The sequence below is a fragment of the Bacillus horti genome (assembly GCF_030813115.1).
In the GTDB taxonomy this organism is placed as follows: Bacteria; Bacillota; Bacilli; order Caldalkalibacillales; family JCM-10596; genus Bacillus_CH; species Bacillus_CH horti.
Genome location: NZ_JAUSTY010000010.1, coordinates 18,249 through 44,493, shown reverse-complemented (window position 1 = coordinate 44,493; position 26,245 = coordinate 18,249). Strand labels below are relative to the sequence as shown.

The window sequence follows — 26,245 nt, the reverse complement described above, 5'->3', positions numbered from 1 at the left end:
ACATTCTAAATGCCTTCTATGAGAATCCTTACCCTATTCCGTAGAAAATATTACTAAATTAAAGTATCTAAATTTATTTGGATTATTAACTTTGGGTTAATTAGTCCTTTAGCTTTGGCAGTAATATTTGTTTATTTTAAATTGCTTCGTCTACTCCAATTTAATTTAAATTCTTTCATTGCTTCACTTCCTTTATTTGCTTGAGGATTAATTGATATTCCTCTTCTAGCGCCTCTAAATTATCCGATGGTGCTGGTAGACTAAGTCTTCCGATAACCTCTTGGAGTTTATTCTCTAACACAAGAAGCTGCTCACGAGTAATCTGCTCTGGTGCTTCAGCCCTCTGTTTCTCTGCCTCAACATACTGGGCATAATTCCCTTGGAAATAATGAATCTTCTGCTCATTAAAGACGGCTACATGAGTAGCAATCCGATCTACAAACTGACGATCATGTGTAACAAAGATAATCGTTCCCTCGTACGAGCTGATAAGCTCTTCTAGAGCTTCTAGAGCCAAAACATCTAAAAAGTTAGTGGGTTCATCTAGTAAAAGGACATTATGCTTCCCTACCAATAGCTTAGCTATAGCCACCTTTACCTTTTCTCCTCCACTCAAATAAGAAATCCTCTTATTCACACTTTCACGTTCAAAGCCTATCCTTGAAAGCAATGATCTTACTGTATCCTCTTCTTGAATCGTATCCTCCAAAACCTCTTCTAAAATGGTCGATGAACCATTTAGGCTCTCCAGCCGTTGGCTAAAGTAGCCAAATTTGACCCCTTGGGCAACCATAAGTCCCTCTGCTCTATCTAAAATCATTTTAATGAATGTAGATTTCCCACAGCCATTTGGACCAACCAACGCCAGCCTACTACCTGTTTTTAGCTGGAAGCTCAGATTCTTAACAAGAGACTTTTCCCCTGCATACACATTGATCTTTGGAACTTGAATAGCGAATTTAGCATGGAGCTGTAATGAGCTAGGCAGGGGCATATGAATCTTTTCTTGCTCTTTGGGCTTCTCCTTCCTCTCAAGCTTTTCGAGGCGTGTTTCTAAAGCCTTTTGTGCCCCTTCTAGTTTTTCACGCTTTTCCATTGCTTTTCGTTTGTGTAGCCTAGCCTCAGAGTTCCCCATTCTCTTGGGTGCTTTTTTAACAGATTTTGCTCGTTCTTTACGACCTATTATTGCCTCTGTTAGACGTTTTTTCTCACGTACAAAGCTGTCATATTCCTGCTGTTGAGTCAGAAGCTGTAGCTCTTTTTGCTTTTTATATTCTGAATAATTTCCATGATATTCTGTTACCTTGCCTGCTTCTAGCTCAATGATTTTGGTGCATACCTGATCTAGAAACCTGCGATCATGTGAAATGATCACAAGTGCTCCTGAATGGGACTGACAATATTTTTCAAGATACTGAATCCCCTCTATATCTAAGTGAGAGGTTGGCTCATCGGCAAATAGAAGATCACCCTTTACACCAAATGCTGTAGCTAGCTTAAGCTTTGTCTCCTCTCCCCCACTTAGATGCTCAACATTGAATGTCTGCTGCTGCTCAAGCCCAAGCTCCTTAAAGAATCGGTTGCTATCTCTATAAATCTCTTCACTGGTCAAATCAGACTTATCGTTTTGAACATGGAAAGAGTCCGGTCCACCCTCCTGGGCGATGAAAGCCTGTCTCCCATAGCGCTGTACCTCGCCTTGGTCAGCATGGATTTTTCCAGAAAGAATATGAAGCAAAGTTGTTTTGCCTGCACCATTTGAACCTACGATTCCAATCCTCTCTCCCTTATGAATGGAAAGCTCATCTAGGCGAAAAAGCAGTCGATCCTTATATGATTTCTCAATTTGTTTGGCATGTAAAAGTAGCATAAAAAAACCTCCCTTGTCTGTTCAAGAGAGATTTTGTATGCACCAAATGCATTTAGCTTACAGGAAATTAGAAAAACAAAAACATAGGCTCCAAGAAGCCCGATTTTGCATTTTCTAGAATCATCACAGGTAAACTAAACCCCTAGGATTATACAAATTGTATACCTATAAATAGGCATACATATCCCATCTTGAACAGTAACTAAACATATACATAAGTGGTATGTTCATAAGTTCAATATAGGATTAATAGCGCATCGTCCTAAGCGGTTCAGTCCCTTCTATGGCTTAATTTCTTCATTTGTGTATGAAGCTAGTTTAAAGCTAATTTACGGTTATATCTTAACAGGCTGAATTTTTTCTGTCAAATTAAATCTTAGAACGACTTGTACTCCTTCTATTCCTCATGTACTGGATGTGATTGCTCCACCTTTTTCAACTGACGAAAAGCAAAAGCCACTCGTGAGATCTCATCTTTGTCATCCCTAATATATTCTTAAGACTTCTAATAATAGTATGTTATTTAAAGTACTAATTCTTCTATCCTGTCTACAATCCTTTAATTATTTTTAAAATCGTTTTGTCGTGTCAAAAGATTCTGTTTTTCCTTCCGTATTGCCTACTTTATTGCCTATTGCTAACTTCATATCGATATGCTAATATATGGAGATACTTTGCTAGTGTATAATATTCACTACTGATATAATAATAGTACTGTATAAGGACTACTACCTTAAAAATGGAGAGATTACCTCTATTTATATAGAAAGGAGCACATCATGAATGTAAATATTCAATTCAAAAAAGGAGCCTTAGAGCTTTGTGTGCTCTACCTTATCCACAAACAGGATCAATATGGCTATGAACTTGCTCAGCAGGTATCTTCTTACATCGAAGTCGCCGAAGGTGCTCTATATCCCTTACTTCGCAGACTCGTCAAGGAAGGGTATTGCTCCACTTACCTAAAGGAATCTAACGAAGGGCCACCAAGAAAATACTTCAAAATAACAAATAAAGGTGATGAGTATTTAACTGTCCTACTAAAAGAATGGGAGAATTTTGTATCTGGAGTAACCAGATTAATTGAAGGAGGAGAATAGGTTGAACAAACATGAATATTTAGCCAAACTGAAGGAGCATTTAGACGTTCTTAATAAATTTGAGCTTAGAGAGCTGCTTCTTGATTATGAAGCTCATTTTGATTCAGGTGTTCGAGTGGGAAAAACAGAAGAGGAAATTGCCAATGACTTAGGCAATCCTGTTGAGGTAGCGAAGGAAATCATTGCTGAACGCTTTGAGTATGTTGATCAGACACCTGTCAGCGAAAGAGGACCTGTCACGAGAACACTTATCATAATTGGTCTTGTATTCTTAAATCTATGCCTAGCTATTCCACTAGGCTTATCTATATGGGCTGTTTGGCTTTCATTCAGCTTTGCTGCTGCCGCCCTGATTGCGTCACCAGTCCTTTTGTTTATAGAGCTTGTTTTTTCAAGGAACGTTGTGATTGCTAAAATCTTTATAGCCATGCTCTCTTCTGGATTAGGAATCTTTCTAGGACTAGGGATGAGAAATGCCTATGGAAAATTACGACAGCTAACAAATGCTTATATCACTTGGAATAAAAATATGATGGGGGATAAATAACATGAGGGATAGTAACTTAATTAAGCTTGCTTTTGTACTTGTTGGAGCTGGATTAATTGGCTTGTTTCTCACCTTTGGATTAGGATTTAGCGATCTTAATGATGATATCGAGTTTGAAAAGCAATGGGAATTTAGTGCTGATTCCTTCAATGAAATTAGTATTCTAAGTAGCTATATGGTCGATGTTCAATTTGTCCCTAGCACAAATGAAAGAAGCACCATTCATATTGAAGGGAAAGCGGCAGAAGAAGTTGTCAGTAAGATTGGGCAAACAGTAATTAATGGTCAAACCCTTGTCCTAGATCTTAAAAAGGATCGCTTTCAGCTAGATCTATTATTTAATTTAGAGTGGTTGTCTAAGCAAACGGTAACGATTGCTTTAGCAGAAGGAACGACCCTACAGTCGCTTTACACAGAAACGGGGAGCAATCGAATAACTATTCGTAATGCGGATGTACAAAAGGCAGAGGTTAGAACCAGCTCTGGAAGTATTCATGTCAATGGATTGAAAGCACAGGATAATATTCGATTACATGCTAGCTCTGGTGCTATTCGTGCGGAGCAGTTAACAGGTTCAGAAATAGAGCTACGTACTTCTTCCGGGAGCATTCATTTAGATAGTGTGGAAGGAAACAGTATTTCCGTTGAAAGTAGCTCAGGTGCTATTAAAGCTACAGAAGTACAGGGTGACACAGCATTTCGTTCGTCGTCAGGAAGCATTAACTTAGAGCATTCAGGTGGAACTCTTCAAACATCAAGTTCATCAGGGAGTGTTCGGGTGACTCAATCAGACGTATCGGAAACGAGTGTTTCTACGACCTCTGGCTCTGTAAGACTTACCGTTCCTAGAAGCTTTAATGGTTATTATGAGGCTCGTTCCAATTCAGGAACTATGCGTGTTCCGGAATCAAAGAGGCAATCTGAGCAGTATATCAATGTGCAGACATCCTCTGGTAGTATACGAATCATAGAGAATTAGGGTACAGAGTAAAAGATATAATTTCAAATTGACAAAAAATTCTACAAATGTTACAATTCATGAGTATATTATGCTTTACTCGCTGAAAGAGGCTGATGCTATCATGTTCAAAGGTGTTCAAAATTAAATTAGCAACTTCATATTTTTTTCTTAGCTAGTCAACAGCTTTTTGGATAAACCAAGATTTACTTGGTTTCTTCATTGAGGTCAATTGTAGCCTATGTTTTATACTTGAGCTATTCAAAGCCTCAATCTTATTACGTTTGCTGTGCTTGTTAAGAGATGCTAAATTTGGACACCAAAGCGAAATAGCAACAAGGTCGAGTAAAGTGAAAATATCTTAAGACTAGTCCTTCTATTTAAGAGGAAGACTTAGTATAAACCTTTTGTTATTGAAATATTATTGTTGCACATAGGCGCAATGGAACGTTTTGATGTTCTTTTGTGCTTTTTATATTGTCTAAAATATCTATTAGCTTTGGTGTACGTTACTATTCTATCTATCATTAAAGGAGACTAACGTATGCTTAGAAAACTTTGGGAGTATTATCGCCCTTACAAAGCCCTTTTAGGGTTAGATTTGTTTAGTTCACTTATGGTTGCCCTCCTCTCGCTTTCCGTTCCGTTGTTCACTCGTCATCTTATTAACGATGTGATACCAATGGGAGACTGGTCAGCCATATTACAGCTTTGCTTAATCTTACTAGCTCTATATGTAGCTCTACTTCTATTTGAATTTAGCGTGGATTACTTCGGTCATATTCTAGGAATAAACATGATTTACGATATGCGAAAAAAGCTATTCAGACATATTCACACTCTTTCCTTTGATTATTTTGATCGCACAAAAAAAGGAGAGATTATGTCTCGAGTCATGCACGACCTAGAGGAGATTCCAGAAGTAGCTCATCATGTACCAGAGGATTTCTTTTTATCCATTGTAAGGATTACTGGTGCTTTTGCTTTGCTATGCTACATCAACGTGAAGCTTACTCTACTAGTGTTCAGTATCCTACCATTTATGCTCATCTTTATGTTCATCTATAATAAAGTGCTTGGTCGTCGCTTCAAATACATGCAGGAGAACTTAGCCGATGTGAACGCTCGTTTGGAGGATAGCTTGTCCGGAGCAAAAATCGTCAAGTCGTTTACAAACGAAGAGCAGGAGAACATTAAATTTGATGAAGGAAACCGGAAGTACCGTGCTCTATGGAAATTCACTCATTTTCATCTTGGTGTTTTCTCAGCAGGCGTCCAATTTTTCTCTAATCTTGGGATGTGGATTACGCTTGCTGCAGGTGGGTATTTTATCGTTCAGCAGGAGATTAATATTGGTGACTTAGTCGCTTACATGATGTACATTACCCTGCTTCTTCAACCTTTACAGGTGCTCATTCGATTTATTGAAATGTATCAGAAGGGTAAGGCTGGATTTAACCGTTTTTCTGCGCTTCTTACTACCAAGCCTACTATTATTTCAAGCCCTGAAGCGTATGATCTGCCTACAGTAAAAGGAGATATTGAGTTAAATAACGTAACCTTCTCCTATGAAGCTGATAAGGAAATCATTCAGAACATTACTCTTAGAATATATGCAGGGGAAACAATCGCTATTGTTGGACCATCAGGTGCAGGAAAGAGCACACTTTGCCAGCTAATTCCTCGCTTCTATGACCTCGATGAAGGAGAAATTCGAATTGATGGTCATCCCATCACAAAAGTTAGCCTCGAGTCTTTACGGAAGCAGATTGGTATGGTCCAGCAAGATATTTTCTTATTCTCAGGTACGATTAAAGAGAATATTGCCTATGGAAACCTGAAGTCTACAGACGAAGATATTATTCGTGCTGCTCAGGCTGCTCACGCTCATGAGTTTATACAGTCTTTATCTGATGGATACAACACGTATATCGGAGAACGTGGTGCTAAATTATCTGGAGGACAAAAGCAGCGGATATCTATTGCTCGTATGTTCTTGAAGAACCCTCCTATATTAATTCTTGATGAAGCGACGTCTGCGCTAGACAATAAAAGTGAACGAATGATTAAAAAAGCGTTAGAGGAACTGAGTCAAGGACGAACAACGATTATTATAGCTCATCGATTAGATACCATTAAAAAGGCAGATCGGATTATTGTTCTCACAGAGGAAGGGATTGCTGAGCAAGGAACACATCATCAGCTTTTACAAAAACGAGGGGCCTATTACCAGCTTTACGAGGATAGCCAGGAGGTAGAGCTACTTACCTAACCGTTCTACCTTACAAATTTCAGTTTCAAAGGTTGTCATTAAGAAAGACGCCTAACCACTCCAGTGAACCTTTGGAGAAGGAGGCGTCTTTATTTGCTTAAAAAAATCTTTAGCTTCTTAGATTATTTGAAGATGCCAGAGAACCAAGCCCATATTTTTGCGAAAAAGCCTTGTTTCTCAGCTTCATCTACAGCACTGATTGGCATAACATCAACTTCTGCAGAGATCGGAACGGCTTGTTCTGCATCTTCAGTAGCTTCACCAGCATTTACACTGCTCTCAAGCGTGTGGGCCTGATGACCTTCAACCACATTGAGGTAATCAGGGTTACCGAAGTAATCTTTAACTGCTTTTACATTCGCCTCATTAAATGGATCAATCCCAAGTTCTACTTTGTTGTTAATGATATCTGTACCTGTGTGGTAGACCGTAATCCCTAGATCCTTCAGTGCTCCTTCTTCAAAGACTGCTTTATCAATTTCAGCTTGCTTAGCATTGAGTTCTTGCTCTGTATACTCAACTACTCGAATGGAAATCTCGGATGGCTCTTCAGCTAGCTTTGCAATTTCCTCTTTTTGAGCCTCAGATAGCTCTTTGGTAAACGATAGAACAACAACCCCAAACGGATCCTGCTCACGATCGATATGCAAACTAGCAAACACTCCTGGCTCAATATTTTGCTCAACATAGGCTTTAATTTTTTCAATAGCCTCTGTATGGTTAGTATCTAAGCCTGCTGCTTCCCATTCTACAAGAAGTTCTTCAAAGCTTTTTTCCTCGTTTGCCAACGCATGCCCACCTGTTAAAACAGTTGAACCTAGTAATGTACCTGCAATTAGTAAAGTGTGTACCTTTTTAGATCTTAGAACGTTTTTCATTGTTAAATTCCTCCTATTTGTTCGTTCTTAGTGTTATAAACGGACGATGAGGAATAATTGTTGCGAATTCATAATATTTTTTTGTACAAGAGGTATTTTTATACTAAAAGAGAGGTCCACGAAAGCCATTAATTCTTGCTATAACCCCAATCTGTCCCACATGATAGGCCTCATGAGTATAGACATGATGAAATAACCAGCGCCATGTGGGTGCGGACGGTGGTACCCAGCCGTCTGCAAATATAGGTACTTCAACCTCCATGTCCAGCTCCTCTTCGGATAAGGACTGCAAAACCCGATCGGTGTACTCACGAATTTTTATATATTGGTGGATGAGGTTAGCTGGCTCTTCCCTCTCTGCTCCTACTAGGTCAGGTAAAAGCAACTCACTCTTATTCCCTATCTTATTTACCCAATGATCTTCACTTTGAGCGATGTGTAAAACAACCCAAGCCACACTATTTGGATAGTTACTTGATGTTCTGTACCATAAGTCTTTATCTAGTTTTTCTAAATAGGGTAGTAGAACTTTTCTTACGTCGTTACGGTATGGAAATAGCATGGTTTCTTTTTCCCTTCCTTCTCATTTTCATTATTGTGTAAAAAGAACATTTTAATGCTTGATAAGATATGACTCTTAATCCTATCATACTACACTATTTTTCTTTATAGCTCACATAAGCCAACTCCCTTTGACTGAAATGGCTTACTAAAATTAATTTTTTGGGAAATTCCTAAGAAATAAACTTAGCAAAAATCCAAAAAAACTAAATTCCTAATTTAGGGCATTTTACGCAAAATAAGGTTGACTCAAACGTGCAATACTGATAATTTCAAATAAAAGTGCAAATTTTTTAAATTAAAAGATATATTTGTGTGAAACATGATATAATAAAAGGGGGAAACAAGGATGCTTCGAGAGCGTATTTTACAAACTCTTGATAAGCAAGACAACATAGACCAGAGAAAGCTAGCACGAATTGCTGGCTTAAGTGAATCGTCGATCTCAAGGTTTTTACATGGATTTGAGGAGGTTAATTTTGAGTCAGTTTTGAAGATGGTAAAGCACTTATACCCACAGGAAGAAATCGAGATTATGAGAGATTATATTGTCACACAGAAATCTCGTAATGCTCGCCACGGGTTGGAGTACTGTATCATGAATAAGCTGACTGATGAATTGGAGGTGTTGATAGAAAATCTAAAGGATTCTGCCAATCCTTTAGATAAGGAGTGGGCTGGGATGTATGTTCTTATTAGAGTTATGGAGAAAGGAGATATTGCTCTTGAGGATCTATTAATTAAAGTTGAAATGTATAATCCAAAAGAAATTGAAATGGATGTACTTAAATCTATATTGAAAGGTTATATCTATTTTAACCTTAATGAATATCAATCTCTTACTTTTCATGTTAGAGATGTAGAACATAAAATTATTAAAATAAAAAGTAACTTTATAAAAGATTCATTTAAAGTAAGGTATAGCTTGTTAATGAGCACTGTTAAGAAACAAACTAATGATCTAGAATCCTCTAGAAATTTTAGCTACATAGTACTCGGTCAAGAGCACTTTCAACACGTAAAAGGAACTGCATACCATCAGATTGGATATTCATATATGCTTGATGATTTTCATAAAGCAGATGAGAAATTTAATAAAGCAATGAATTTTTATATTAGTCAACAAAATGAGCATCACATAAACAAACTAAAATTAGACAGGTGCTTTTTATATTCCTACCATCAGTTGGACCAGGATTTTAACTTACCTTTAGAAAATTGCAGTCATTTATTAAATTATATTTTCTATCTAATACAGAAAGATGAACAATCACTGGCATTAAGTCATTTAAATGAAATAAATGAAGAGAATCTATCAGATTGGGACCAAGCTTTTTACTGGTATTACACTGGTTTATTAACGGAAGATACTTCTGATTTCTACAAGTCAGTAGAGCATTTTATTCAATTAGGTGAATACTTTTTCTTACGCCTACCTATAGATGAACTAAGAAAATTAGGTGAAAATGAGAATGCTTTAAATATCTTATCTACAAAGGAGAATAATAATGAAAAAATTAATAAAGCTAACCCTTTCAAGTAGTACAGCATTATTAGTTTTCATATTAAGCAGTAGTTTAATATCAGCAAGTCCTTCATCTGGAGTCGTTTATCCAAAGTCATTAAATACTCCTATATTTTTAGAAGTAAGCGACCAAAAATACCTAAAGAACTGATAATAAATACTCATAGTTCATTTGAATAGACTACATCACTTTCATAAAAACGCCGTTTCTGTTAAGGTGTGTGCTTTATACAGAAGGCGTTTTTTTATATGGAAAAGTTAAAATCGTTCGTTTCAGAAAAATACAAAATAATTAAATACCCAATTTAGCTTGGATTACGTATATTTTGGTTGACTCAATCGTGCAATACTTGTAATCTATATCTAAAATTAAAAATTTTAAATATTTGCATTTAATTGCTATTAAAGGAGGCATAACAGAAGTGCTCCGAGAACGAATTCTCCAAACACTTAAAGAACAAAAAAAACTAGGCCAACGCCAATTAGCCCATATATCAGGCTTAAGTGAATCTTCAACTTCTAGGTTTCTACACGGTTATGAAGATATTAATTTTGAAGCGGCTTTAAAGCTAATCAAATACTTGTACCCAAAAGAAGAAACAGCTTTGATGACTGAATACATCCTTTCACAAAAGACCCGAAATGCAAGATTTGCTTTGGAATATTGTTTACTTAATCAACTTTATGCTCCTTTTACTATTGTTTTAGAGAGATTGTCTTCCTCCTTGAACCACATGGATAAAGAATGGGCTGGAATGTACCATTTAGTTCAATTACGTAAGGATAGGGAAACAGATCCAATCGAGTTGCTTCAACAAGTAGAGATTTTTAAGCCGAAGGAATTAGAGATGCAGGTTTTGAAAGGGCTATTAAAAGCCTACATATACATAGAATTAGAAGAAAAGCAGAGTGTTTTGCTACATATTAAAAATACGGACAAACTTATAAAAAAGATAAAAAGCAGCTTCATGAGAAACGCATTTAAAATCCGCCTTGGATTTATTATGAGTACCATTACCATGTATGCAAGACATTCAGAGAAGCTTAGAGCCTACACTAGAGCCATTATTGAACAGGATTACTTTGAAAACGCAAAAATAAGAGCCTATCATCTGTTGGGTTACTCGTACATGTATGATGATTATCAGGAGGCTTTGATTCATTTTAATAGAGCGCTAGAGGGTTACAAACACCTATCTGATTCCGTACATATTAAAGAGGTTGAACAGCTTATTTCCTACATGAATTCATACTGGAAAATCGAACAAAAACCCCCTAGAAACATAGAAAATGAACATGATTTCACCAATTATATCTACCACTTCATTCGCACGGATAATAAAAATATCGCTGAAACACTACTTTCAAGTCTAAATGTGGATAAGCTTTGTACTCGGGAAAAAGCCTTCTACTGGTACTACAAGGGATTAATATCTGAGGATGCTGAGCACTATTATCTATCCATAGATCACTTTTTGAGCATGAATGATTACTTCCATTTGCGTTTACCAGTAGAGGAGCTGTCAAGATTAGAAGAGAATAATGAGATCCTTAAAGTGCTGTTAAGGCGTAAGCCAACTGAAGAGCTTGTTGATGTATTTGGTTAGGATTTTTCTGACTAGGTACATCTTTCTATGTATGCCCTCAGGTAGGAGGGTTTAACTGTTAGAAAAGATCATAAGATTGGAAGTATAAAATCAATACTTAAGCAAGCAGGAATATTAGATTAAAAAAGGAGTTCATATAATGAGTAATTACGTTTTTCCAGCATTATTTGAAAGAGGTATTGATGGAGAAAATGACTTTACTATCACATTCCCTGATCTCCCTGGCTGCATAACAGAAGGATCCAACTTTAAAGAGTCCATGTATATGGCTAAAGATGTATTAGCAGGATATTTATACGCCTTAGAAGAGGATGGTGAAGATATACCCGAACCTTCTGAGTCAAATTTACCAAAAAACTCTAACGCTTTAGTAATTATGATTCAGGTTACAACAGACATTATTCGGGATGAGATGGAGAATAAAGCAATTAAGAAAACTCTAACGATTCCTAAATGGCTAAACGATGCCGCCGAGGAAGCAGATATTAATTTCTCTCAATTGCTTCAATATGCTTTAAAACAGCGTTTAAATATTCGTACGAAAGATCCTATCTAGTTGAGTAAGCACACCAAGGGCAAAGTACTATATTAGATTCATAGTAAAAGTGATGAGGTCAACAATAGATTTATTAAAAAAACTGATCTGTCATTCTCTGGATCAAAGCTGCTGCGTAATCCCCGCGGACTGTTTTACCCGTTTTGGCATTTTGGAGCCAATAATCTGGAGAGCTAATGATTCCTGCTTTGTGTAATTTTTCAATGGCAGAGACTAATTTAGGGTCATTTCCTGAGTTTGCTGCCCCTGCCCCATTAGCTGCTTTCTTTTTCAGTCCAAAAGCCTTAACTATACCGTTCGCATGTCCTCTTGCTATCTGTTGAAGGTATGAGCTACTTTTTAGCTTAGTAGAGTCTAAAGGATGGTCAATAAACAAGCACTCTGTTAAAATAGCAGGCATTTGTGTTCCTCGTAGCACACTAAAGTTTGCCACCTTTTTCCCGCGATTGGTTACGTTCCCTAGCTCTCGAACAATTTCATCATGAATCACATTCTGAGTAGCTACAGAAACAGAGCTTCTAGACTGATGGATAAAGGATTCAAAGCCTGTCCCTCCGCCTGCATTCACATGGATAGACATAAAATAGTCTGCTCCCCAATCGTTTGCCATTTTTGCTCTAGTACTCAATTCATGGAACACATCCGTTTCTCTTGTTAGCTTAACGGTTACTCCTTCGTACTCATGAAGCAGAATTGACTTGATCTGCTGGCAGATAGTTAAAACTAGGTTTTTTTCTTGTAGTCCGTTAGCAACAGCACCTGGATCCTTTCCCCCATGACCGGGGTCTAGCATTAGCTTAAGCATCTCTTTCTCCCTTTCTTTTTAGCACTTCAACAGCTTTTTGAATACCTGGTGGAATAGGGACTCCCATTCTTCCCCCATTTTCAATGATTGAAATTAATTCGTTGGCAATATAGAAGAAAATCGCTGCGTCCCGGAAAAGGTGACTCTCCCCCAACGCTGTATCTACAAGGTGAGCAATCGCCACGATGGCGAAGATAAAAACTTTTTTGGCAATCCCCTTCATGCCTGTATTGCTACTTATTTTCCCTTCAAAGCCCGACGCTACCAAACCGCTGATGTAATCAATGATGACCAGTACAAATAACACATTTAGCAATGCTGTCCACTCCCCCCATAGGTAGCTAATTGATGCGCCAGTAAAGCCTACTATTACTTTTAGTATGGTTTCCATTTGTTTCACTCCTTTTTTAGTTAGTATTGAGTTTCCTATAATTGAGATAGTTAGATAATAGATAATTGCTTTCGTAGCTCTGTTGATTTGATAATTGCTTGAATAGCTTAATAATTAGATAGTTGCCTAGATACGTACACGGTGCTCAATAGGTTATTTTAAAGTGCTATCCCCATTTTTGCTTAAAATAAATATACAAGAGTCGCTCGTTAGAGGACTCTTGTATTTCTGTTGATATGCTGTTGGTAATATCTTTCTAATAGATTAAAAATCTATAGGTAGATTCTAAAATAGTGCATGTAAAAAGAGAACTTTTAGAGGATTGATCCCCTTACAAGTTCTCTTTTGATTATAATTAATTAATCCCAATCTTTTACTCTAATCAAATTTCAGGATATTCATCCTGTGTGATAGTGAAATACTCTACTTTTGTAATCCATCCAGCTTGAACAAATACTCCAACCCATCTATCGCTGCTTGGATCATTACTATACCTACCACTATCGTAATGTCTTTTAATTGAATTAAACATTATTCCACCTCCAATTTAGCTAATTTGAACATAATTTCTGTATTTTCATTTTGAATACGCTCTAAAGTTAAATCATGTTTAGAAGATTTAAAAAGCAATTCTGCATTATCATTTTGCACATCACTTATACTCATCTCTTGAATGGCAGATTTCAAAAGAAGTTCAGCATTTTCATCCTCTAGATGTTGGATACGCTGCTCAAGTGGAATCTCTTCAGAATATTGGGTAGGAAAAATATGCCTTTCCTCCCACTCACTTGTTTCAAAGTTGTAATGTCTTGATTGGTACCAGTTTTGACTGAGATTTTTTGTGACTTTAAATGGGATAATTTGTTTATCCATGATTTCTCTTGGTGAATGTAAACATTCAGTCATCCATGCCCACCCATCTTCATTGATATGAGCATAGCAATATTCTCTATATTCTTTTGACATAAATTCCACCTGCTTTTTAAAGAAATTCAACAATTTGATAATTAATTTTCCATTCCGTATTTAAAGTTCCTGCATAAAAATCAACTCTCAAGCCTGTATTACTATCTAAAAAAGCTCTATACATTTGTCCAGCAGTATATGATCTTGTAGATGCTTCTGCAGGACTTAGAGTTGCTAAAACAAATGATCTTAACCTGTTAACATTTTGAGGTAAGGTAATTAAGTGAGGTAGCCAGCCAGTTTGTTGTGGACTCACCAATGCACTACCTCGTAAAACTTTCTTTAAATTTCTGAAACTGAAAATTTGATAAGCTATAAAAATAGGAAAATCAGCTGCTGTATATCTTGAAAAATTAACGGCTCCTGTAGGGGTTATATTACACTCTACCATAACTCTACTAGTCCAGTTTGCATTACCTAAACTACCAGTACCAACGGAATATGTGAAATAAATAATTTGCTCTGGAGTTAAAGTAGGGGAAGCATATGCATTAATATTATTTGCACCAATAGCAGTAGTGCCTATTAATGTATTAGACATTAACGCCGACATTTCAATACTTTCGATTCCGTTAAGCAGTTCTTGATTGCTGTTTGGATGCGTTCCTTCAACTGTTCCTCCTTTGCCGATAATCCTAGAACGCACACCTCTTTTTAGACTATCGACAGAGGTAAAAAGCTCGGATGTTACCTTTTCGTTTACCCCTACTCGTTCACTTATATTACCCAACAACCCACTATGCTGATTTATCTTACTAGAAAGATTTGCTGGATAACTAGTTTCAACTTCTGTAACTTGTGCTGAAAATTCATATGGTACAGCTATATATTGAACGTAATAGACTGCTGTAGGGTCGTACCCTCTCGTAATATTCGAACTCGCATTTGCATTTCCAAAAGCATCCCCTCTCAGTTGACGGATAGTCCATGTAGGATCAGCTTTTCCATTTTTATAGACATCAAGTATATAGAAGGCACGGACATTTAGGCGGGTTTTAGTAAGAGAGGCATGTGAGTTATTAATCCATACTGTGCCATCTCCACCGACTAGTGATGCTGGATTAGCTTTCTCCCTAACAACAATACCCTCACCGATTTCAATATGATTGTTACCTTCATGGAGTTGGATTCTACCAATAGGATTAACCTTTTCAACCCTAGGGTGTGCTAATTGGTATTGGAGTTTGTAAGGTTGCCAATTTGGGTTGTCATTTTTATCAGTGGGTAGAGTTAACGTACCTGATCCTACCTGAACTCCTGAAGGAGAAGATGGATCTAATTTGTTCCATGCTCTAATTCCAGTTCCATTGTAAGGAGTTCCTTCCCCACTTTCATTTTGATACATCCTCCACCCATTAAAGTAAGCTTTAATTTCACCAGCTGTAGGTGTGTAGTTGTCTCCCCAACCTGTCTGTGCATTTGGCAAAAATATTTGAAAAGTACCCCCAGTTGTCCATTGATATTCCTCAATAGCTCCATTTTTTTCACTAATGCTTCCTAGTCGCTTTATAATTAGACTAGAAAAGTTTTGAAGAAAAGAACCTACCAGTCCAGAATACGCTTGTCCTATAGAGATTAATGCATCTGTTAATCTTACAGATGTGTAACCAACAAAGTTTGTACCTGATACCCAAGGAAGTGTCCCGTCCAAAACCTTATGTTTGAACCTCTTCACTACGTCACCACCAGGTCGAAGTTCATCATAAACCGAGCCATCTTCATTAGATGCCAGTGTTACGTCAGAAAGATACATATGTGACTTCTTTGCAGGTTCAAAAGGTGTAGCTTCTGTACCTAATTCTAATTGTACATTTGAAATTCTAACTCTACCATTGGGATTTTCAGAAATTCCTCCACGTCTATTAATCCGAATCAATATTCGATTCCTGTTTAATGAATTGAATACTAGCTCATATCTACCAGTACCTGTGGTTAACACTTCTTCTCCCTCTGTATTCAATACATAAGCTCTAATTTGACTCTGAGTAACATCATCTATTATTAAAGGTTCAAAATTAAACGATAAGACATAATTAGTATTTGGAGAGACATTTCGATTTACAACATCATAATCGAAGCCACCAGACCACTCCAACACTATTGAATCTACACTCTCTCTAATTACAGTAGCATTACTATGTGAAGTACTGGTGGGCAATATTCCCTCAGTGATGTTTTTACCATGTGCTGTAAACATAGGATTGCGTATAGGCTGAAATCCTCTAACAAATTCTTTAGGTTCAGCTCCTTCTACTAGAGAAATATTCTCAAAGGTCAAAACTTCGTTAGAAATACTTTCATTATCCAAACGGATTGTAATTTTGCTTTCTGAAAGTGTATGGAAAGTTACGGTTTTATACCCTAACTCACTCTTCTGAATTTGACCTAGGGTAAATCCATTTGTATCATGGCCTTCCCTTATCATTACTCTACCAGATGTGACAGAAGATATAGTATATGTTGTATTTGATTTTAAATCTAAGAATATATATGAAACTAGTGTTCCTGACACCCCAGTACTATCTAACCTCATTTTTGTAGCGCTATCAAATGATGCGTTGGCATGTTTTTCCCACAAGCCACTATCAAACAACGGGACATGATTTACTATTGTCCTCCCCTTAATGTATGGTATGTTCGTAAGTGTATCAGTTTCTGACTCGACTATATTTATCCCATGAGCTAAAGCTAGTGGAGTTAGTTGTAGAGAAGTTAATTCAGATTCAATATTGGTTAACTTTTCTCTTAAATTTGGTGTTAGCTCCCTTTCTGTTACCTGCCCGATCATTGTTTCACTCCTTTTAATTAATATTCTAATTTTAAAAGAGGATAAAAAAATAACGCTTATTCAGCGTCTAATAATTCCTTGGCTTCTTTTCTCCATCTTAGAGGTACGTCCTCTATGGTGCGTAAGTTCTTATTGATTAGATCCACATAGATTCTAGCCATTAGCTCTCACCTCCAATCATTTCAGCGATCTCAGAAAGTGTTTGCTTCATAGCTGTCTTTTCCTGTTCATGCGCCTCTGCGATTTCTGCTAGAGCTATTTTAAGTTGCTGTATTTCTTCCTCAGGATTCATAGGTTTAGGTTGATTATTTAAGTATTCCTCATAGTCTGCTTTTACCTGTGTATACTCTTCTTCTGTAATGATGGCTAAATCTCCGCTTAAATCTCCGCTTAAATCTTCATCACCTTTGTATACAAAGTATGCAACCATATCTTGCCCTTCTCCTACATACAATTGCGTTCCTGATACAATTAAACTAAGGTCTAATCCTTTATAGTCTATTGCTCCGTCCCCGCCTACTATATTTGTCAGTTTGATAATAACCATCTCTTTTTACTCCCTCCCATAACTTATAAACATATGTGGTATACTTGATACTTCCATTAACCAACTACTATAATTTGTAGTGATTTCATTCCAACCGTTTCCTGTTGCGTTTCTTCTTCTCCAAACATACGTGGTAATTCCCGATTCAGTAGACTTTGTAACCATTAGAAAAAGAACTTCTGAAAGAAACGCAACATACCTACCTTCCGTATTAGAACTATAGTTTCCAGAGACTTGAGATAATAATGTACCGTCAATTGTATAAAATCCAACACGTGGGTTAACAAGTCCTCCACGGTTAGCAAGCTTATAAAAAATATAACCTCCCTGTCTCTCAGACCATACAATATCGCCAATGGTTATAACAGCATCATCTTCGGAAAAAGGAATGTGCGTTGCTATTAAGTTTCCGCTTAAATCAAATTCTCTTAGCTCTCTTCTAGCTCCCCACGTACCGCCGGCAATAAATGCCCTATCATTAGAAGTTAAAATACCCCCCGCATAATAAGTATTTGGTAAACTTATAGTACTAATCAAATTCCCATTAGCATCAACCCTTGTTATTTGGCACGGATATTGACTGGCAGAAGGGGCATTTGAGGTTCTTAATGTTATCCCTGTGTTATCCTTTTTCCAGTCGCTAACCCTTAAGCTATGCGCTGTAGAGCTAGTGTTATCGGAAAATTTATAACCTGTATATTGTGGGGCTGATATTGCATACGAATTTGACGCATTGAATCCAGTTCTAGGATTCTTTTCAGTAAATGTACCAATTATTCCCCCCACATTTTCACTCTTTTTAATGACTGCAGGAGAAAGATTACTAATGTTTGCTCTAACCCTTCCACCGCCGCCATGATACCCGCTTTGGACGGTGTACTCCTGCCCTTGTTGGGTCAACGTTTGGTTAACGTTCCCCCTGTTAGGCATCGCACCATTTTGCCGCTCTCCACCTTGATAAAATGATCTACCTGTTAATACTTGACCAGTAGTGGCATTTGCGTCTTTTGAAACATTTAATATTTTCAGAAGAAGCTCGTCTATCGTTTCACTTGTGGTAGCAGGGACATTCATGGCGCTGAGCTTTTCCACAAGCCCTTCTTTCACATCAACGCCACGTTGAAAAAGTTCTTCTAATCCGCCAAGTACGTTAGTGGATGTAAAGTTAGGACTTTCTAAATAGACATTCTCAGCATCAAGGTTATCAATTTTATCCAATTGATCTTGAACATTCTGCTGTAATTTAGATTTAGATATTGTTCCATCCTGAATAATTGACCCATCAAAGAAAACTAAATCAGTAACGAAGTTCTTCAATACTTTAAATTCAAAGTAAGAAGGGACATCTTCCTCACCATTGAAGTTTCCTATAATATACTGATTATCCTCACTAACCTCATACTGATCCCCTTCTGTTAGCACAACTGAGTTAAGAATAACCGTTAGAGAATCAGTTAATCTATGAAACTCAGGAATTCCAATAGGAACTTGGGTTGCGTTTTCGGTTAAGATATATCGTTGCTTTAATTCTGTTACCTTAGTAGATTGACTCGCCATTTGTTCTTCTACTACTGTAATTCGATGTTCATTATCCCCAGACTTGTCTGTAACATCCACAAGGCATTGCTCAATCCGATTCAAATCCCTCTCGGTGACAACATCATCATACTTCCAATCCGTTTTCCCTTCGTAAGGCATATTACCCCTCCCCTATCTCAATACTCTGTAGCATTAGAGTATCTGCTGTTACAGGAATATTTACTGAGTTGGATGAAATAATTCCACCATCTTCGTCCCTCAATTCAATGAGAGAGATTGTACTCACTGATCCATTAGGAATCATGTATTGCATAACAACTGTTTCGTTGGTTAGGTTCTTTATCTCAAACTCATCAATCTCATACGTTCCATTTAACACAACCCGATCAATCTTACGATCTACAAAGGCTGCTACCTCTTGTAAAAATTCAACTGTTATCACTTAACTACAACCTCCTCACTTGCCGTTGCAAAAGGCGTACGTCCTAGCTGCCAGCTTGTTGAAAGCCGAGTTTGCCGAGTTATCGTACGCCTTGTAATATGCTCTTTTAACTCAATGGAGTCCCATAAAGCTGTTTCCTGCTGGTAGACGATATTAGCAGGCTTAATGGTCTTAATGGTATGCTCCACCTCTTTAAAGATGTCCGCATTTTCTATATCAACAGTAACCTTCAAAACAAAGGCTTCTGGATCAACACTAGTAATAGCTCGTCCTGCTCCTACAAGGAAGTCTAATCGATCCTGCAAATACCTCATGGTAAAAGGGGGCTTGGTCGAATACCGGTTAACAATCCTTTTTTTACGAAAATCTAGGGTTTCCCTAGTAGGATCAGCTTGAATACCTAGCATTCTTTCCCTACGTCTTACCGCTCGTTCATCACTAGACATGACAAATTGATTATCAAAAAGGAGCTGAATCGCTTGCTTTGAGCTAATGATTTCAGCTTCTTGGGTATCTGTTAACTGAACAAAATCCACTATATCGTGATAAAACTCAGGTAAGTATCCCATTAACCTTTTGTTAGAGTTACTTACACCTGTCTTAGTTGCCCTCATATATTTCTCTCACCTGCCTTACTTTCATTTATTAACGGCTAGTGGTTCCTAAATTCTATTGCTACCCTTTTCTCTTAGCTACACATCTTGTTGATAACTCCAAGTAGTTTCTCCTCATTCTTCAGCCTCTACCTGCTCAAGACTCTCAACATCACCATTAATCAAAACCTGCCCTCGAACAGGAATCTGCTCTTCAGGGAGTTCAACATTAGCTGCTGATCCATTTAAGCGGGTTTCAGAAACATCAACTACACCAGATACAGTTAGAATACGTGATTCGATCTGAGCCGTACGAACGATAAGGCGATCTTCATCCTTCCAAGACCTACGGAGAGTAAGTAGATATTCCTCAATAGCATTCTCAATATCTGCCTGTACTTGTCCTACTGTCATTTCATCTGCTAAAATGACTGTGGTTTCAATATCTATCGTTACATCATCTACTCCAGCTATAGTGACAGAGTGTCCAATAGGAGCAAATCCATTTCCTTGCCCACTGTTGATTTCAGGGTCTATAATCGTTTGCACTTCATCTATTAGATCATTAGTAGGTTTGGAAAAGTCACTGGCAATGATGGTACATCGAACTGTACCGCCTCCTTGCCATGTAGGGAACACCTTTACTCCTCCTACTCCCTGAATGGAATTGATTTTCTGATTATAGTCTGCAATGTTCCCACCAAAAGGCTGCTCATTAACAGTGTCATAAAAGCGCTGACGTAACGACTCATCACTTTCAGCGTCTTCCCCAGGAACTAAAATATCCGTAAGCTCTGCACGGACAAGACCTTGAATAAAGGTAATCGGTAAAAGAGCGCCAAACTGCTGATTACCCACAATTCCTGTGCTTTCACCTTCAAGCTCGTATTGTCCAAGCGACAATTGAGTAACGACTCTAAAGCTCTGATCCTCAATGGAGAAGCGACTCCCAATTGGAACGGCAATAGGCTCGTTTCCGTTTCCATAGAATAATCCCTTCCGCCTAGCTCTGGTGGCAGGCTTACGATTAATCCCAAACTCAGCCGTTCGCTTCTCCAAAAATTCACCTGTAGCCGTATCTGCAAAAGAAAGCGTTGCATTAAGATCAAGCTCAATATACATTTGAGATAATTCTGCTGCCGCGGGAGCTAATGCGTCATAGATAATTGAACCTTCTCTTTTATCAATATTATTAGGCACTCTTCCAAGCATACGATTTAGAATAAAATCATAGGTGAGATGCTGATACATTCCTTTCCACCTCCTGTTCAATATCAAAGTCTCCGTATTGAGTTACTACTGTGCATCGCACAGTAACATTTTCTCCCTGAACACTCGTCTGTACATTTTCTACACTTTCGATTCGATCATCCTGCTCTATAGCCTCTCTAAGTAACCTATTCATTTCCGATTGAACAAGGAGAGGAGAGTCTCCAATTAATAAATCTAGCTCATGTCCATAATCGGAACTGTAGATCAAATGCTCAAAACGCCTTGTTTGCAAAACTTTAAAGACAGCCTGCTTAATAGCATCTAGGTTATCTGTTCGACCTGTTATTTTCTTTGCAGCTAAATCTAGCTTCCACGTTAATGATGGCTGCTCTATCTCTTGTAGCTGCGCATTCCTCAATTGACCACCTGCCGGTATCATCCGCTCGCCACCTTATCCATAATGAGGTATTTTTGACCGCCTTGGACACGAAGGAGAATAATCGGATCCCCTTCAGAAAGTCCCTCTCTAATTACCAACTTCTCTGGCAAAGCGTTCCTCGTAGTGACATTCACACCATCAACGATCACCTCATGCTGATGTGTCAAATCTACCTCATACCGAGTGAGATGCTCTGGAACAATTAAAAAATCCGATGAGAGTGTAAAACGTTGGTCAACGTTAACCTCCAGCGGATTATTTTTTAGCACTTTGCCATATAAAATATGCAGAGGATTAGAGGCTTCCATTGCGTCTAATCCCGCTTGTTTAATCATTTCTAATAAATTGGCCATTATATCACCTTCAATTCCAAGGACATTGTATGCCCAGCTCCATCAATGCGATGCTGGCACTCATTCACAAGAAAGGGCTGATTAATCCCATACTGCTCAATAACAATAGGGACGTAGCATCCTGCTCGCACACGAATATCCCCTATTGCCTCTACTTTCATCGTTTTGGTCTCCCTATTTTTAAGTGTAGACAATTGATCTAACAGCTCTCCAATCTGAGCCTCATTTTTATCCTCATCCACACTTTGATAGAGTTGTAGCATTCCCCATTTTGCAATGTTGACACTGTCTTCAGCCTTATATAACTTACGTTCGCCTGTCTCCTGATCATCCTTATACAGTTTAATCTGGTTATACGTATCACTATCAATGGATACAGTTGATTTAAAATCGTAGAGCAAGCTCCAATCACCGATATAAAAATCTACTAACATATCCTCAACATTCCTCAAGGAAAGGGAGCCAAAATCGTCAAAAAGCACAAAGTGCTGATTCGTGTGCCAAAGGGTATACACGATGGCTTTGTCGATCACATCGATGAGACTTGTACCGTCTTCTACCATACTAGGTATGCGGTAGCCACTGTCGTCTAATCTACCAGTTTGTAAGCTATAGTCGCTAGCTATTTTTTGAATAATCTCTGTAGCCGTAACGTTAGAAAAAGTATACATATCCGAATTCTTGAGATACCGAAGCTGATCATATGCTAAGATCTTAACATTCTCATCTAAACTACTTTCAATGTTAAAAATGTAGCCGTAAAACATATTGTGATCCTTATACTTTACTCGTACAATATCTCCATTTGCATACTTAAAATCCTTAGACTGATAATGCTTAGCACCTTTTATCAAAGCAAAGTTTAAGCTTCCCGGCTGTCCCAAACGATTGGTCTTCCAATTCACATCGGTAACAATCCCAGAGATATCCCATACCTTCCCATCCTTATTATCTAAAAGTACTTCAAGCATGGGCAGCGCCACCTTTGGTGTCAGGTAACTTAAGTATCTTTCCTATGGGCAACCGCTTGATTTCGGCATCAGTGATTCCATTTAGCTGTTGGATTTCAGGCCACCTTGCTCCATTCCCTAAAACCTTTTGTGCTACAGCCCATAAAGAATCTCCAGCAGCTAACGTATACGTTTTCGGCTGAGCGTTTTCATTCGGCCGAGGCTCTTTTTCCTTTTGAAGTACTGGAGCTGAGGTTCCTGTAGACGGAGATACAACAGTCGCTTTTTTAGCAGCATAAAAGACATACTTTTTCAGCTTTAAGGAGTATTCAAGATCTCCTCCACTTCCAGCAACCTCTTTATATTGAAAGCTCTCTATGCTTGCAGGCATGTTTATATCAAAGGACTTTCCTGTAAACACAAAGCGAATAGGACGATTAGATTTCATCCATTCTTCAATAAGCTCTATATATTTTGATGTTGTTCTTCGGTATTTAGCCGTAATAAACGGATAGGCATGATCATCCGCAGGGAATATACCTGAAAATGAATACTCCGTTAAAGTAGGATCTTTGATGACATTGATTTCTCCTAAAGCAGATATATCATAGGTTGTCCCTCTACCCCCTGTGCTGATTTCAATAGAGTCGGGATTAATAGGTAGTGGAAAACCTTCCTCCTGATTATTAAAGCTTAACCAAATGCCGTATTCACTCACACCTTCCACACTCCTTTAGCACCAGAGGCGATTTGTGTTTCTAATGTGTTTGTAATGCGATTAATAATTGTATCTATGTCATGCCCGCTAGTAATATCTCCGGTCTGTACACTCACACTTGGAGTCAGCGACACAAAGTTCTGGATGTTTTTCATTTCAGCTAGCTCACGCATCATTTTGATGTCCTCACTTGATACATCTACGGAGTCTCTTATCTTTCCTACCTCTCCTACTTTGCCTATGTCTCCGACTAAATCGTCTGTAACTGGTGAATCGAATCCAGTTGAATCAAAACCACCTGGATTTTCTATAGTTATTCCTGATGAGGCAGTGCCAAAAACCTCACTAAGATTTGGCATTGAAAAACGTTCTTCTTTTTCAGCCGCTTTCTTAGCTCTGTTTTCAGCTCTCTTCTCGAACATATCTATAAGGTTGTGATCTCTTTGTAACGCTTTTTGAGCAGCTTTCTCAGTCATATCATTCACTTTTTCTTCGCCACGTCTTCTCAAAACCTCAGCCTTAGCTGCTTCTTTAGTGGCAAAGTCGACAGTTCCTATCATCTCAAAACTAGTACCTAGATATTGATTTGATTTCTCCATCAACCAGTTTATCCCTGAAATAACTCCGTTAATTAACTTATCGAATTCCTCTAGTACACTTACTCTCATATCCATAATTCCATTTACAATTCCATTCCAAACTTTCACAAAAAAGATAGGTACTTGATCAAAAAAGTTTTGAATGGCAATCCAAGCTTTCATAATTGCTTCAGCAAATTGATCTTTTGTCTGCCACAGTCGAAGAAGATAGACAATAAGCCCGACAATTAGGGAAATAATAAAAACAAATGGATTTAGCTTCATAACAGCATGAAATGCTGCTTTAGCTACTGTTAAAGCTTTTGTAACTACTGTCCACATTTTCGTAGCAATAGTCGCACCATATGCCATTAGGAGAAATGCTCCTAAAGCTGCAACTACACCCCAAATAACTGGCGAAATCATTGACCAGTTATCAACGAAAAACGAAACTGTATCCCCGACAATAGTAGTAAGATGTTCTAATAAGCCGAATACAACGTAAAATACGTTCATAAATATTTCTTCTATAATAGGCATATTTTCATTAATTAGATTTACAAATTCTAATATCACTGGGATTAATCCAAAACCAATGACCTCCATCACGTCATTCCATGAGTTCTTCATTTGTTGTATTTGACCTTCAGGTGTATTAGCCATTGCTTCAGCCAATCCTCCAATTTCTCCTTCAATTAAACCTATTAACTCAGTTGTTTTTTCTAACTCCGTACCATATTTAAAGATATTTTCCTGTTGCTCAGTAAGCACAAATCCATTTTTAGTTAATGCATCTGTTTTACCACTCAAAGCTTCACCCATAATATCTGCAACCTTAGTCATGTTTTCAGCACTAACTTCCGTGCCATGCATCTTAGTTGCAAGATTGTATAATGAGTCACCTAAATCCTTCAGATTTTGGGGTTCTTCAACGTGAGTAGCTAATTGGGAAAAACCTGTCAACCCAACATTTGATGCTATAGCTGTTGTTTTTGTTAACTCTTGGGCGTAATCCGATACAAGTTGAATCCCTTCACTAGTTACTCCTCTGTTTCTACTCATCACAGACGCTAATCTTTGTTCAGCGTTGATTCTCTGATTAGCAGCTTGAACAACACTATCTACGGCTTGAACGGTACCAGTAAAAATTTTTGTTGTGGCTTTTACAAATACATTTTTTTGTACTTTCTCAATGATATTACTTGCCTTATGAATTTTCTTTAAAGCTTTTATAAAGTCACTACTCTCTTTTTCCGCTGCCTTTACTTGGTCATTACTTTCCTCTGCCAAACTACCTCCTCCTTTCTACATTAAATATAGGAGTTTTTTAACAGAATTCACCAAGCAACAAATCTCTTATTTATTTCTTCATCTTCCGCTTCTCCTCCCGCACCCGCTCTTCAATCATGGCGAAAATCATAGCCTTTTGTCGCATGGACATATTGGCGAGATCGTGTGGTAAGATTTTTAACTCGTGGAGGGCGTAATAGGCGTACATCGTTTCGCCGTCACCCTCCTTGATTAGTTTTTTGCTTCGTCCATTAAGTCATTAATGTCCTCATCGAAGCCGTTCATTTCTACTACTTTTCCTGCTAGCTTGCCATATTCCCCAGGGAATAGCATTTCCTTGAGTAGCATATCTGCTCCCATGACACCGTAGGATTTTTGTAGCTCAGCGTTTTTCAAATCGGGATGGACCACACTTGCAACGACAAGCTTAACCATATATTCGTTATGATTCGTTTCAGCTGCATACGTGCCTCTCTTTTGCTTAACACGGGTTGTCGCAGACTTTCTGATCTCCTCATTCTCTGCTTCTGTCATTGTCCGAAGCTTCCACGGAATAGGTTTACCATCCTGTCCTTTAAAACGCTCGGATACAATAAAATTCTCTGTAACATCTGCCTTTACGTTCTGGGCAAAAAAAGCTTGTAATTCACTCATAGGTTGAAGCCTCCTCTAATATGTGTGCATTTTTTATATAGATAAAGATAGCTACTAGAATGAGAGTTTCATTTAGTAGCTATCTGTTTAATAGTTGTGGTAGATC

General features: G+C 37.9%; 28 protein-coding genes. 7 read left to right on the top strand and 21 right to left on the bottom strand.

What is annotated here, in order from left to right:
- Nucleotides 1-175: 175 nt before the first annotated feature.
- Nucleotides 176-1,870, bottom strand: a complete 1,695-nt coding sequence (abc-f, locus tag J2S11_RS12575; RefSeq protein WP_307395056.1) for a ribosomal protection-like ABC-F family protein — start codon at nt 1,868-1,870, stop codon at nt 176-178.
- Nucleotides 1,871-2,649: 779 nt separating this feature from the next.
- On the opposite strand from abc-f, the gene J2S11_RS12570 reads away from it, so the two are divergent.
- The 4 genes from J2S11_RS12570 to J2S11_RS12555 all read left to right on the top strand — a co-directional run bounded on the left by J2S11_RS12570 (nt 2,650) and on the right by J2S11_RS12555 (nt 6,747).
- Nucleotides 2,650-2,970 (top strand): PadR family transcriptional regulator, encoded by a 321-nt coding sequence (locus tag J2S11_RS12570; protein WP_307395054.1) that lies wholly within the window; start codon nt 2,650-2,652, stop codon nt 2,968-2,970.
- A gap of 1 nt (nt 2,971) precedes the next feature.
- Nucleotides 2,972-3,517 (top strand): DUF1700 domain-containing protein, encoded by a 546-nt coding sequence (locus J2S11_RS12565; RefSeq protein ID WP_307395052.1) that lies wholly within the window; start codon nt 2,972-2,974, stop codon nt 3,515-3,517.
- A gap of 1 nt (nt 3,518) precedes the next feature.
- Nucleotides 3,519-4,496, top strand: coding sequence for a DUF4097 family beta strand repeat-containing protein (locus tag J2S11_RS12560; protein ID WP_307395050.1), 978 nt, complete (start codon nt 3,519-3,521; stop codon nt 4,494-4,496).
- A 523-nt stretch (nt 4,497-5,019) separates the two neighbouring features.
- Entirely contained in the window at nt 5,020-6,747 is a 1,728-nt protein-coding gene (locus J2S11_RS12555; RefSeq protein WP_307395048.1) for an ABC transporter ATP-binding protein, read from the top strand.
- 122 nt (nt 6,748-6,869) lie between these two features.
- Here the strand turns inward: J2S11_RS12555 and J2S11_RS12550 are convergent, their stop codons facing one another.
- The gene (locus J2S11_RS12550) at nt 6,870-7,625 is read right to left on the bottom strand and encodes a hypothetical protein (RefSeq protein ID WP_307395046.1); all 756 of its coding nucleotides are present in this window, start codon (nt 7,623-7,625) and stop codon (nt 6,870-6,872) included.
- Nucleotides 7,626-7,728: 103 nt separating this feature from the next.
- A complete protein-coding gene (locus J2S11_RS12545) occupies nt 7,729-8,187 on the bottom strand; it encodes a DinB family protein (protein WP_307395044.1) in 459 nt (152 codons plus the stop codon).
- A 348-nt stretch (nt 8,188-8,535) separates the two neighbouring features.
- On the opposite strand from J2S11_RS12545, the gene J2S11_RS12540 reads away from it, so the two are divergent.
- The 3 genes from J2S11_RS12540 (at nt 8,536) to J2S11_RS12530 (ending at nt 11,874) form a co-directional block, all read left to right on the top strand.
- Nucleotides 8,536-9,729, top strand: a complete 1,194-nt coding sequence (locus tag J2S11_RS12540; protein ID WP_307395042.1) for an AimR family lysis-lysogeny pheromone receptor — start codon at nt 8,536-8,538, stop codon at nt 9,727-9,729.
- Between the two features lie 404 nt (nt 9,730-10,133).
- On the top strand, nt 10,134-11,318 hold the full coding sequence (locus J2S11_RS12535) for an AimR family lysis-lysogeny pheromone receptor (RefSeq protein ID WP_307395040.1): 1,185 nt from the start codon (nt 10,134-10,136) through the stop codon (nt 11,316-11,318).
- Between the two features lie 139 nt (nt 11,319-11,457).
- Nucleotides 11,458-11,874 (top strand): type II toxin-antitoxin system HicB family antitoxin, encoded by a 417-nt coding sequence (locus J2S11_RS12530; RefSeq protein WP_307395039.1) that lies wholly within the window; start codon nt 11,458-11,460, stop codon nt 11,872-11,874.
- Nucleotides 11,875-11,947: 73 nt separating this feature from the next.
- On the opposite strand, the gene J2S11_RS12525 is transcribed toward J2S11_RS12530, so the two are convergent.
- From J2S11_RS12525 to J2S11_RS12440, 18 genes are all read right to left on the bottom strand, one after another.
- Nucleotides 11,948-12,679: an N-acetylmuramoyl-L-alanine amidase family protein gene (locus J2S11_RS12525; protein WP_307395037.1), complete on the bottom strand. Its 732-nt coding sequence runs from the start codon at nt 12,677-12,679 to the stop codon at nt 11,948-11,950.
- Nucleotides 12,672-13,070: a phage holin family protein gene (locus J2S11_RS12520; protein WP_307395036.1), complete on the bottom strand. Its 399-nt coding sequence runs from the start codon at nt 13,068-13,070 to the stop codon at nt 12,672-12,674. The genes J2S11_RS12525 and J2S11_RS12520 overlap by 8 nt, the downstream gene beginning before the upstream one ends.
- 382 nt (nt 13,071-13,452) lie before the next feature.
- Entirely contained in the window at nt 13,453-13,602 is a 150-nt protein-coding gene (locus J2S11_RS12515; protein ID WP_307395034.1) for an XkdX family protein, read from the bottom strand.
- Entirely contained in the window at nt 13,602-14,036 is a 435-nt protein-coding gene (locus J2S11_RS12510) for a hypothetical protein (protein WP_307395032.1), read from the bottom strand. Before J2S11_RS12510 ends, J2S11_RS12515 begins: the two co-directional genes overlap by 1 nt.
- Before the next feature lie 16 nt (nt 14,037-14,052).
- The gene (locus J2S11_RS12505; RefSeq protein ID WP_307395031.1) at nt 14,053-16,824 is read right to left on the bottom strand and encodes a hypothetical protein; all 2,772 of its coding nucleotides are present in this window, start codon (nt 16,822-16,824) and stop codon (nt 14,053-14,055) included.
- Nucleotides 16,825-16,880: 56 nt separating this feature from the next.
- Nucleotides 16,881-16,985: a CD1375 family protein gene (locus J2S11_RS12500; RefSeq protein ID WP_307395029.1), complete on the bottom strand. Its 105-nt coding sequence runs from the start codon at nt 16,983-16,985 to the stop codon at nt 16,881-16,883.
- Nucleotides 16,985-17,371: a hypothetical protein gene (locus tag J2S11_RS12495; protein WP_307395028.1), complete on the bottom strand. Its 387-nt coding sequence runs from the start codon at nt 17,369-17,371 to the stop codon at nt 16,985-16,987. Before J2S11_RS12495 ends, J2S11_RS12500 begins: the two co-directional genes overlap by 1 nt.
- A gap of 6 nt (nt 17,372-17,377) precedes the next feature.
- Nucleotides 17,378-19,069: a hypothetical protein gene (locus tag J2S11_RS12490; RefSeq protein ID WP_307395027.1), complete on the bottom strand. Its 1,692-nt coding sequence runs from the start codon at nt 19,067-19,069 to the stop codon at nt 17,378-17,380.
- 1 nt (nt 19,070) lies between these two features.
- Complete coding sequence (locus J2S11_RS12485) at nt 19,071-19,352, bottom strand: ketopantoate hydroxymethyltransferase (protein WP_307395025.1); 282 nt, start codon at nt 19,350-19,352, stop codon at nt 19,071-19,073.
- Nucleotides 19,349-19,966, bottom strand: coding sequence for a putative phage tail protein (locus J2S11_RS12480; protein ID WP_307395023.1), 618 nt, complete (start codon nt 19,964-19,966; stop codon nt 19,349-19,351). The genes J2S11_RS12485 and J2S11_RS12480 overlap by 4 nt, the downstream gene beginning before the upstream one ends.
- A gap of 114 nt (nt 19,967-20,080) precedes the next feature.
- Nucleotides 20,081-21,196, bottom strand: coding sequence for a baseplate J/gp47 family protein (locus J2S11_RS12475; RefSeq protein ID WP_307395021.1), 1,116 nt, complete (start codon nt 21,194-21,196; stop codon nt 20,081-20,083).
- On the bottom strand, nt 21,174-21,596 hold the full coding sequence (locus J2S11_RS12470) for a DUF2634 domain-containing protein (protein WP_307395020.1): 423 nt from the start codon (nt 21,594-21,596) through the stop codon (nt 21,174-21,176). The genes J2S11_RS12475 and J2S11_RS12470 overlap by 23 nt, the downstream gene beginning before the upstream one ends.
- The gene (locus J2S11_RS12465) at nt 21,593-21,949 is read right to left on the bottom strand and encodes a DUF2577 domain-containing protein (RefSeq protein ID WP_307395018.1); all 357 of its coding nucleotides are present in this window, start codon (nt 21,947-21,949) and stop codon (nt 21,593-21,595) included. Before J2S11_RS12465 ends, J2S11_RS12470 begins: the two co-directional genes overlap by 4 nt.
- Complete coding sequence (locus J2S11_RS12460; protein ID WP_307395016.1) at nt 21,949-22,920, bottom strand: XkdQ/YqbQ family protein; 972 nt, start codon at nt 22,918-22,920, stop codon at nt 21,949-21,951. Before J2S11_RS12460 ends, J2S11_RS12465 begins: the two co-directional genes overlap by 1 nt.
- Nucleotides 22,913-23,617: a LysM peptidoglycan-binding domain-containing protein gene (locus tag J2S11_RS12455; protein WP_307395014.1), complete on the bottom strand. Its 705-nt coding sequence runs from the start codon at nt 23,615-23,617 to the stop codon at nt 22,913-22,915. The genes J2S11_RS12460 and J2S11_RS12455 overlap by 8 nt, the downstream gene beginning before the upstream one ends.
- A complete protein-coding gene (locus J2S11_RS12450; protein WP_307395012.1) occupies nt 23,614-25,485 on the bottom strand; it encodes a phage tail tape measure protein in 1,872 nt (623 codons plus the stop codon). Before J2S11_RS12450 ends, J2S11_RS12455 begins: the two co-directional genes overlap by 4 nt.
- Nucleotides 25,486-25,555: 70 nt before the next feature.
- Nucleotides 25,556-25,693, bottom strand: coding sequence for a hypothetical protein (locus J2S11_RS12445; RefSeq protein ID WP_307395010.1), 138 nt, complete (start codon nt 25,691-25,693; stop codon nt 25,556-25,558).
- A 23-nt stretch (nt 25,694-25,716) separates the two neighbouring features.
- Complete coding sequence (locus tag J2S11_RS12440; RefSeq protein ID WP_307395008.1) at nt 25,717-26,139, bottom strand: phage tail assembly chaperone; 423 nt, start codon at nt 26,137-26,139, stop codon at nt 25,717-25,719.
- Nucleotides 26,140-26,245 lie beyond the last annotated feature (106 nt).

Excerpts from the sequence above, each read along its gene's own strand:
- abc-f (WP_307395056.1), bottom strand. The coding sequence starts at position 1,870 with ATGCTACTTTTACATGCCAAACAAATTGAGAAATCATATAAGGATCGA.
- J2S11_RS12570 (WP_307395054.1), top strand. The coding sequence starts at position 2,650 with ATGAATGTAAATATTCAATTCAAAAAAGGAGCCTTAGAGCTTTGTGTG.
- J2S11_RS12560 (WP_307395050.1), top strand. The coding sequence starts at position 3,519 with ATGAGGGATAGTAACTTAATTAAGCTTGCTTTTGTACTTGTTGGAGCT.
- J2S11_RS12555 (WP_307395048.1), top strand. The coding sequence starts at position 5,020 with ATGCTTAGAAAACTTTGGGAGTATTATCGCCCTTACAAAGCCCTTTTA.
- J2S11_RS12550 (WP_307395046.1), bottom strand. The coding sequence starts at position 7,625 with ATGAAAAACGTTCTAAGATCTAAAAAGGTACACACTTTACTAATTGCA.
- J2S11_RS12545 (WP_307395044.1), bottom strand. The coding sequence starts at position 8,187 with ATGCTATTTCCATACCGTAACGACGTAAGAAAAGTTCTACTACCCTAT.
- J2S11_RS12540 (WP_307395042.1), top strand. The coding sequence starts at position 8,536 with ATGCTTCGAGAGCGTATTTTACAAACTCTTGATAAGCAAGACAACATA.
- J2S11_RS12530 (WP_307395039.1), top strand. The coding sequence starts at position 11,458 with ATGAGTAATTACGTTTTTCCAGCATTATTTGAAAGAGGTATTGATGGA.
- J2S11_RS12525 (WP_307395037.1), bottom strand. The coding sequence starts at position 12,679 with ATGCTTAAGCTAATGCTAGACCCCGGTCATGGGGGAAAGGATCCAGGT.
- J2S11_RS12520 (WP_307395036.1), bottom strand. The coding sequence starts at position 13,070 with ATGGAAACCATACTAAAAGTAATAGTAGGCTTTACTGGCGCATCAATT.
- J2S11_RS12515 (WP_307395034.1), bottom strand. The coding sequence starts at position 13,602 with ATGTTTAATTCAATTAAAAGACATTACGATAGTGGTAGGTATAGTAAT.
- J2S11_RS12510 (WP_307395032.1), bottom strand. The coding sequence starts at position 14,036 with ATGTCAAAAGAATATAGAGAATATTGCTATGCTCATATCAATGAAGAT.
- J2S11_RS12505 (WP_307395031.1), bottom strand. The coding sequence starts at position 16,824 with ATGATCGGGCAGGTAACAGAAAGGGAGCTAACACCAAATTTAAGAGAA.
- J2S11_RS12500 (WP_307395029.1), bottom strand. The coding sequence starts at position 16,985 with ATGGCTAGAATCTATGTGGATCTAATCAATAAGAACTTACGCACCATA.
- J2S11_RS12495 (WP_307395028.1), bottom strand. The coding sequence starts at position 17,371 with ATGGTTATTATCAAACTGACAAATATAGTAGGCGGGGACGGAGCAATA.
- J2S11_RS12490 (WP_307395027.1), bottom strand. The coding sequence starts at position 19,069 with ATGCCTTACGAAGGGAAAACGGATTGGAAGTATGATGATGTTGTCACC.
- J2S11_RS12480 (WP_307395023.1), bottom strand. The coding sequence starts at position 19,966 with ATGAGGGCAACTAAGACAGGTGTAAGTAACTCTAACAAAAGGTTAATG.
- J2S11_RS12475 (WP_307395021.1), bottom strand. The coding sequence starts at position 21,196 with ATGTATCAGCATCTCACCTATGATTTTATTCTAAATCGTATGCTTGGA.
- J2S11_RS12470 (WP_307395020.1), bottom strand. The coding sequence starts at position 21,596 with ATGATACCGGCAGGTGGTCAATTGAGGAATGCGCAGCTACAAGAGATA.
- J2S11_RS12465 (WP_307395018.1), bottom strand. The coding sequence starts at position 21,949 with ATGGCCAATTTATTAGAAATGATTAAACAAGCGGGATTAGACGCAATG.
- J2S11_RS12460 (WP_307395016.1), bottom strand. The coding sequence starts at position 22,920 with ATGCTTGAAGTACTTTTAGATAATAAGGATGGGAAGGTATGGGATATC.
- J2S11_RS12445 (WP_307395010.1), bottom strand. The coding sequence starts at position 25,693 with ATGTACGCCTATTACGCCCTCCACGAGTTAAAAATCTTACCACACGAT.
- J2S11_RS12440 (WP_307395008.1), bottom strand. The coding sequence starts at position 26,139 with ATGAGTGAATTACAAGCTTTTTTTGCCCAGAACGTAAAGGCAGATGTT.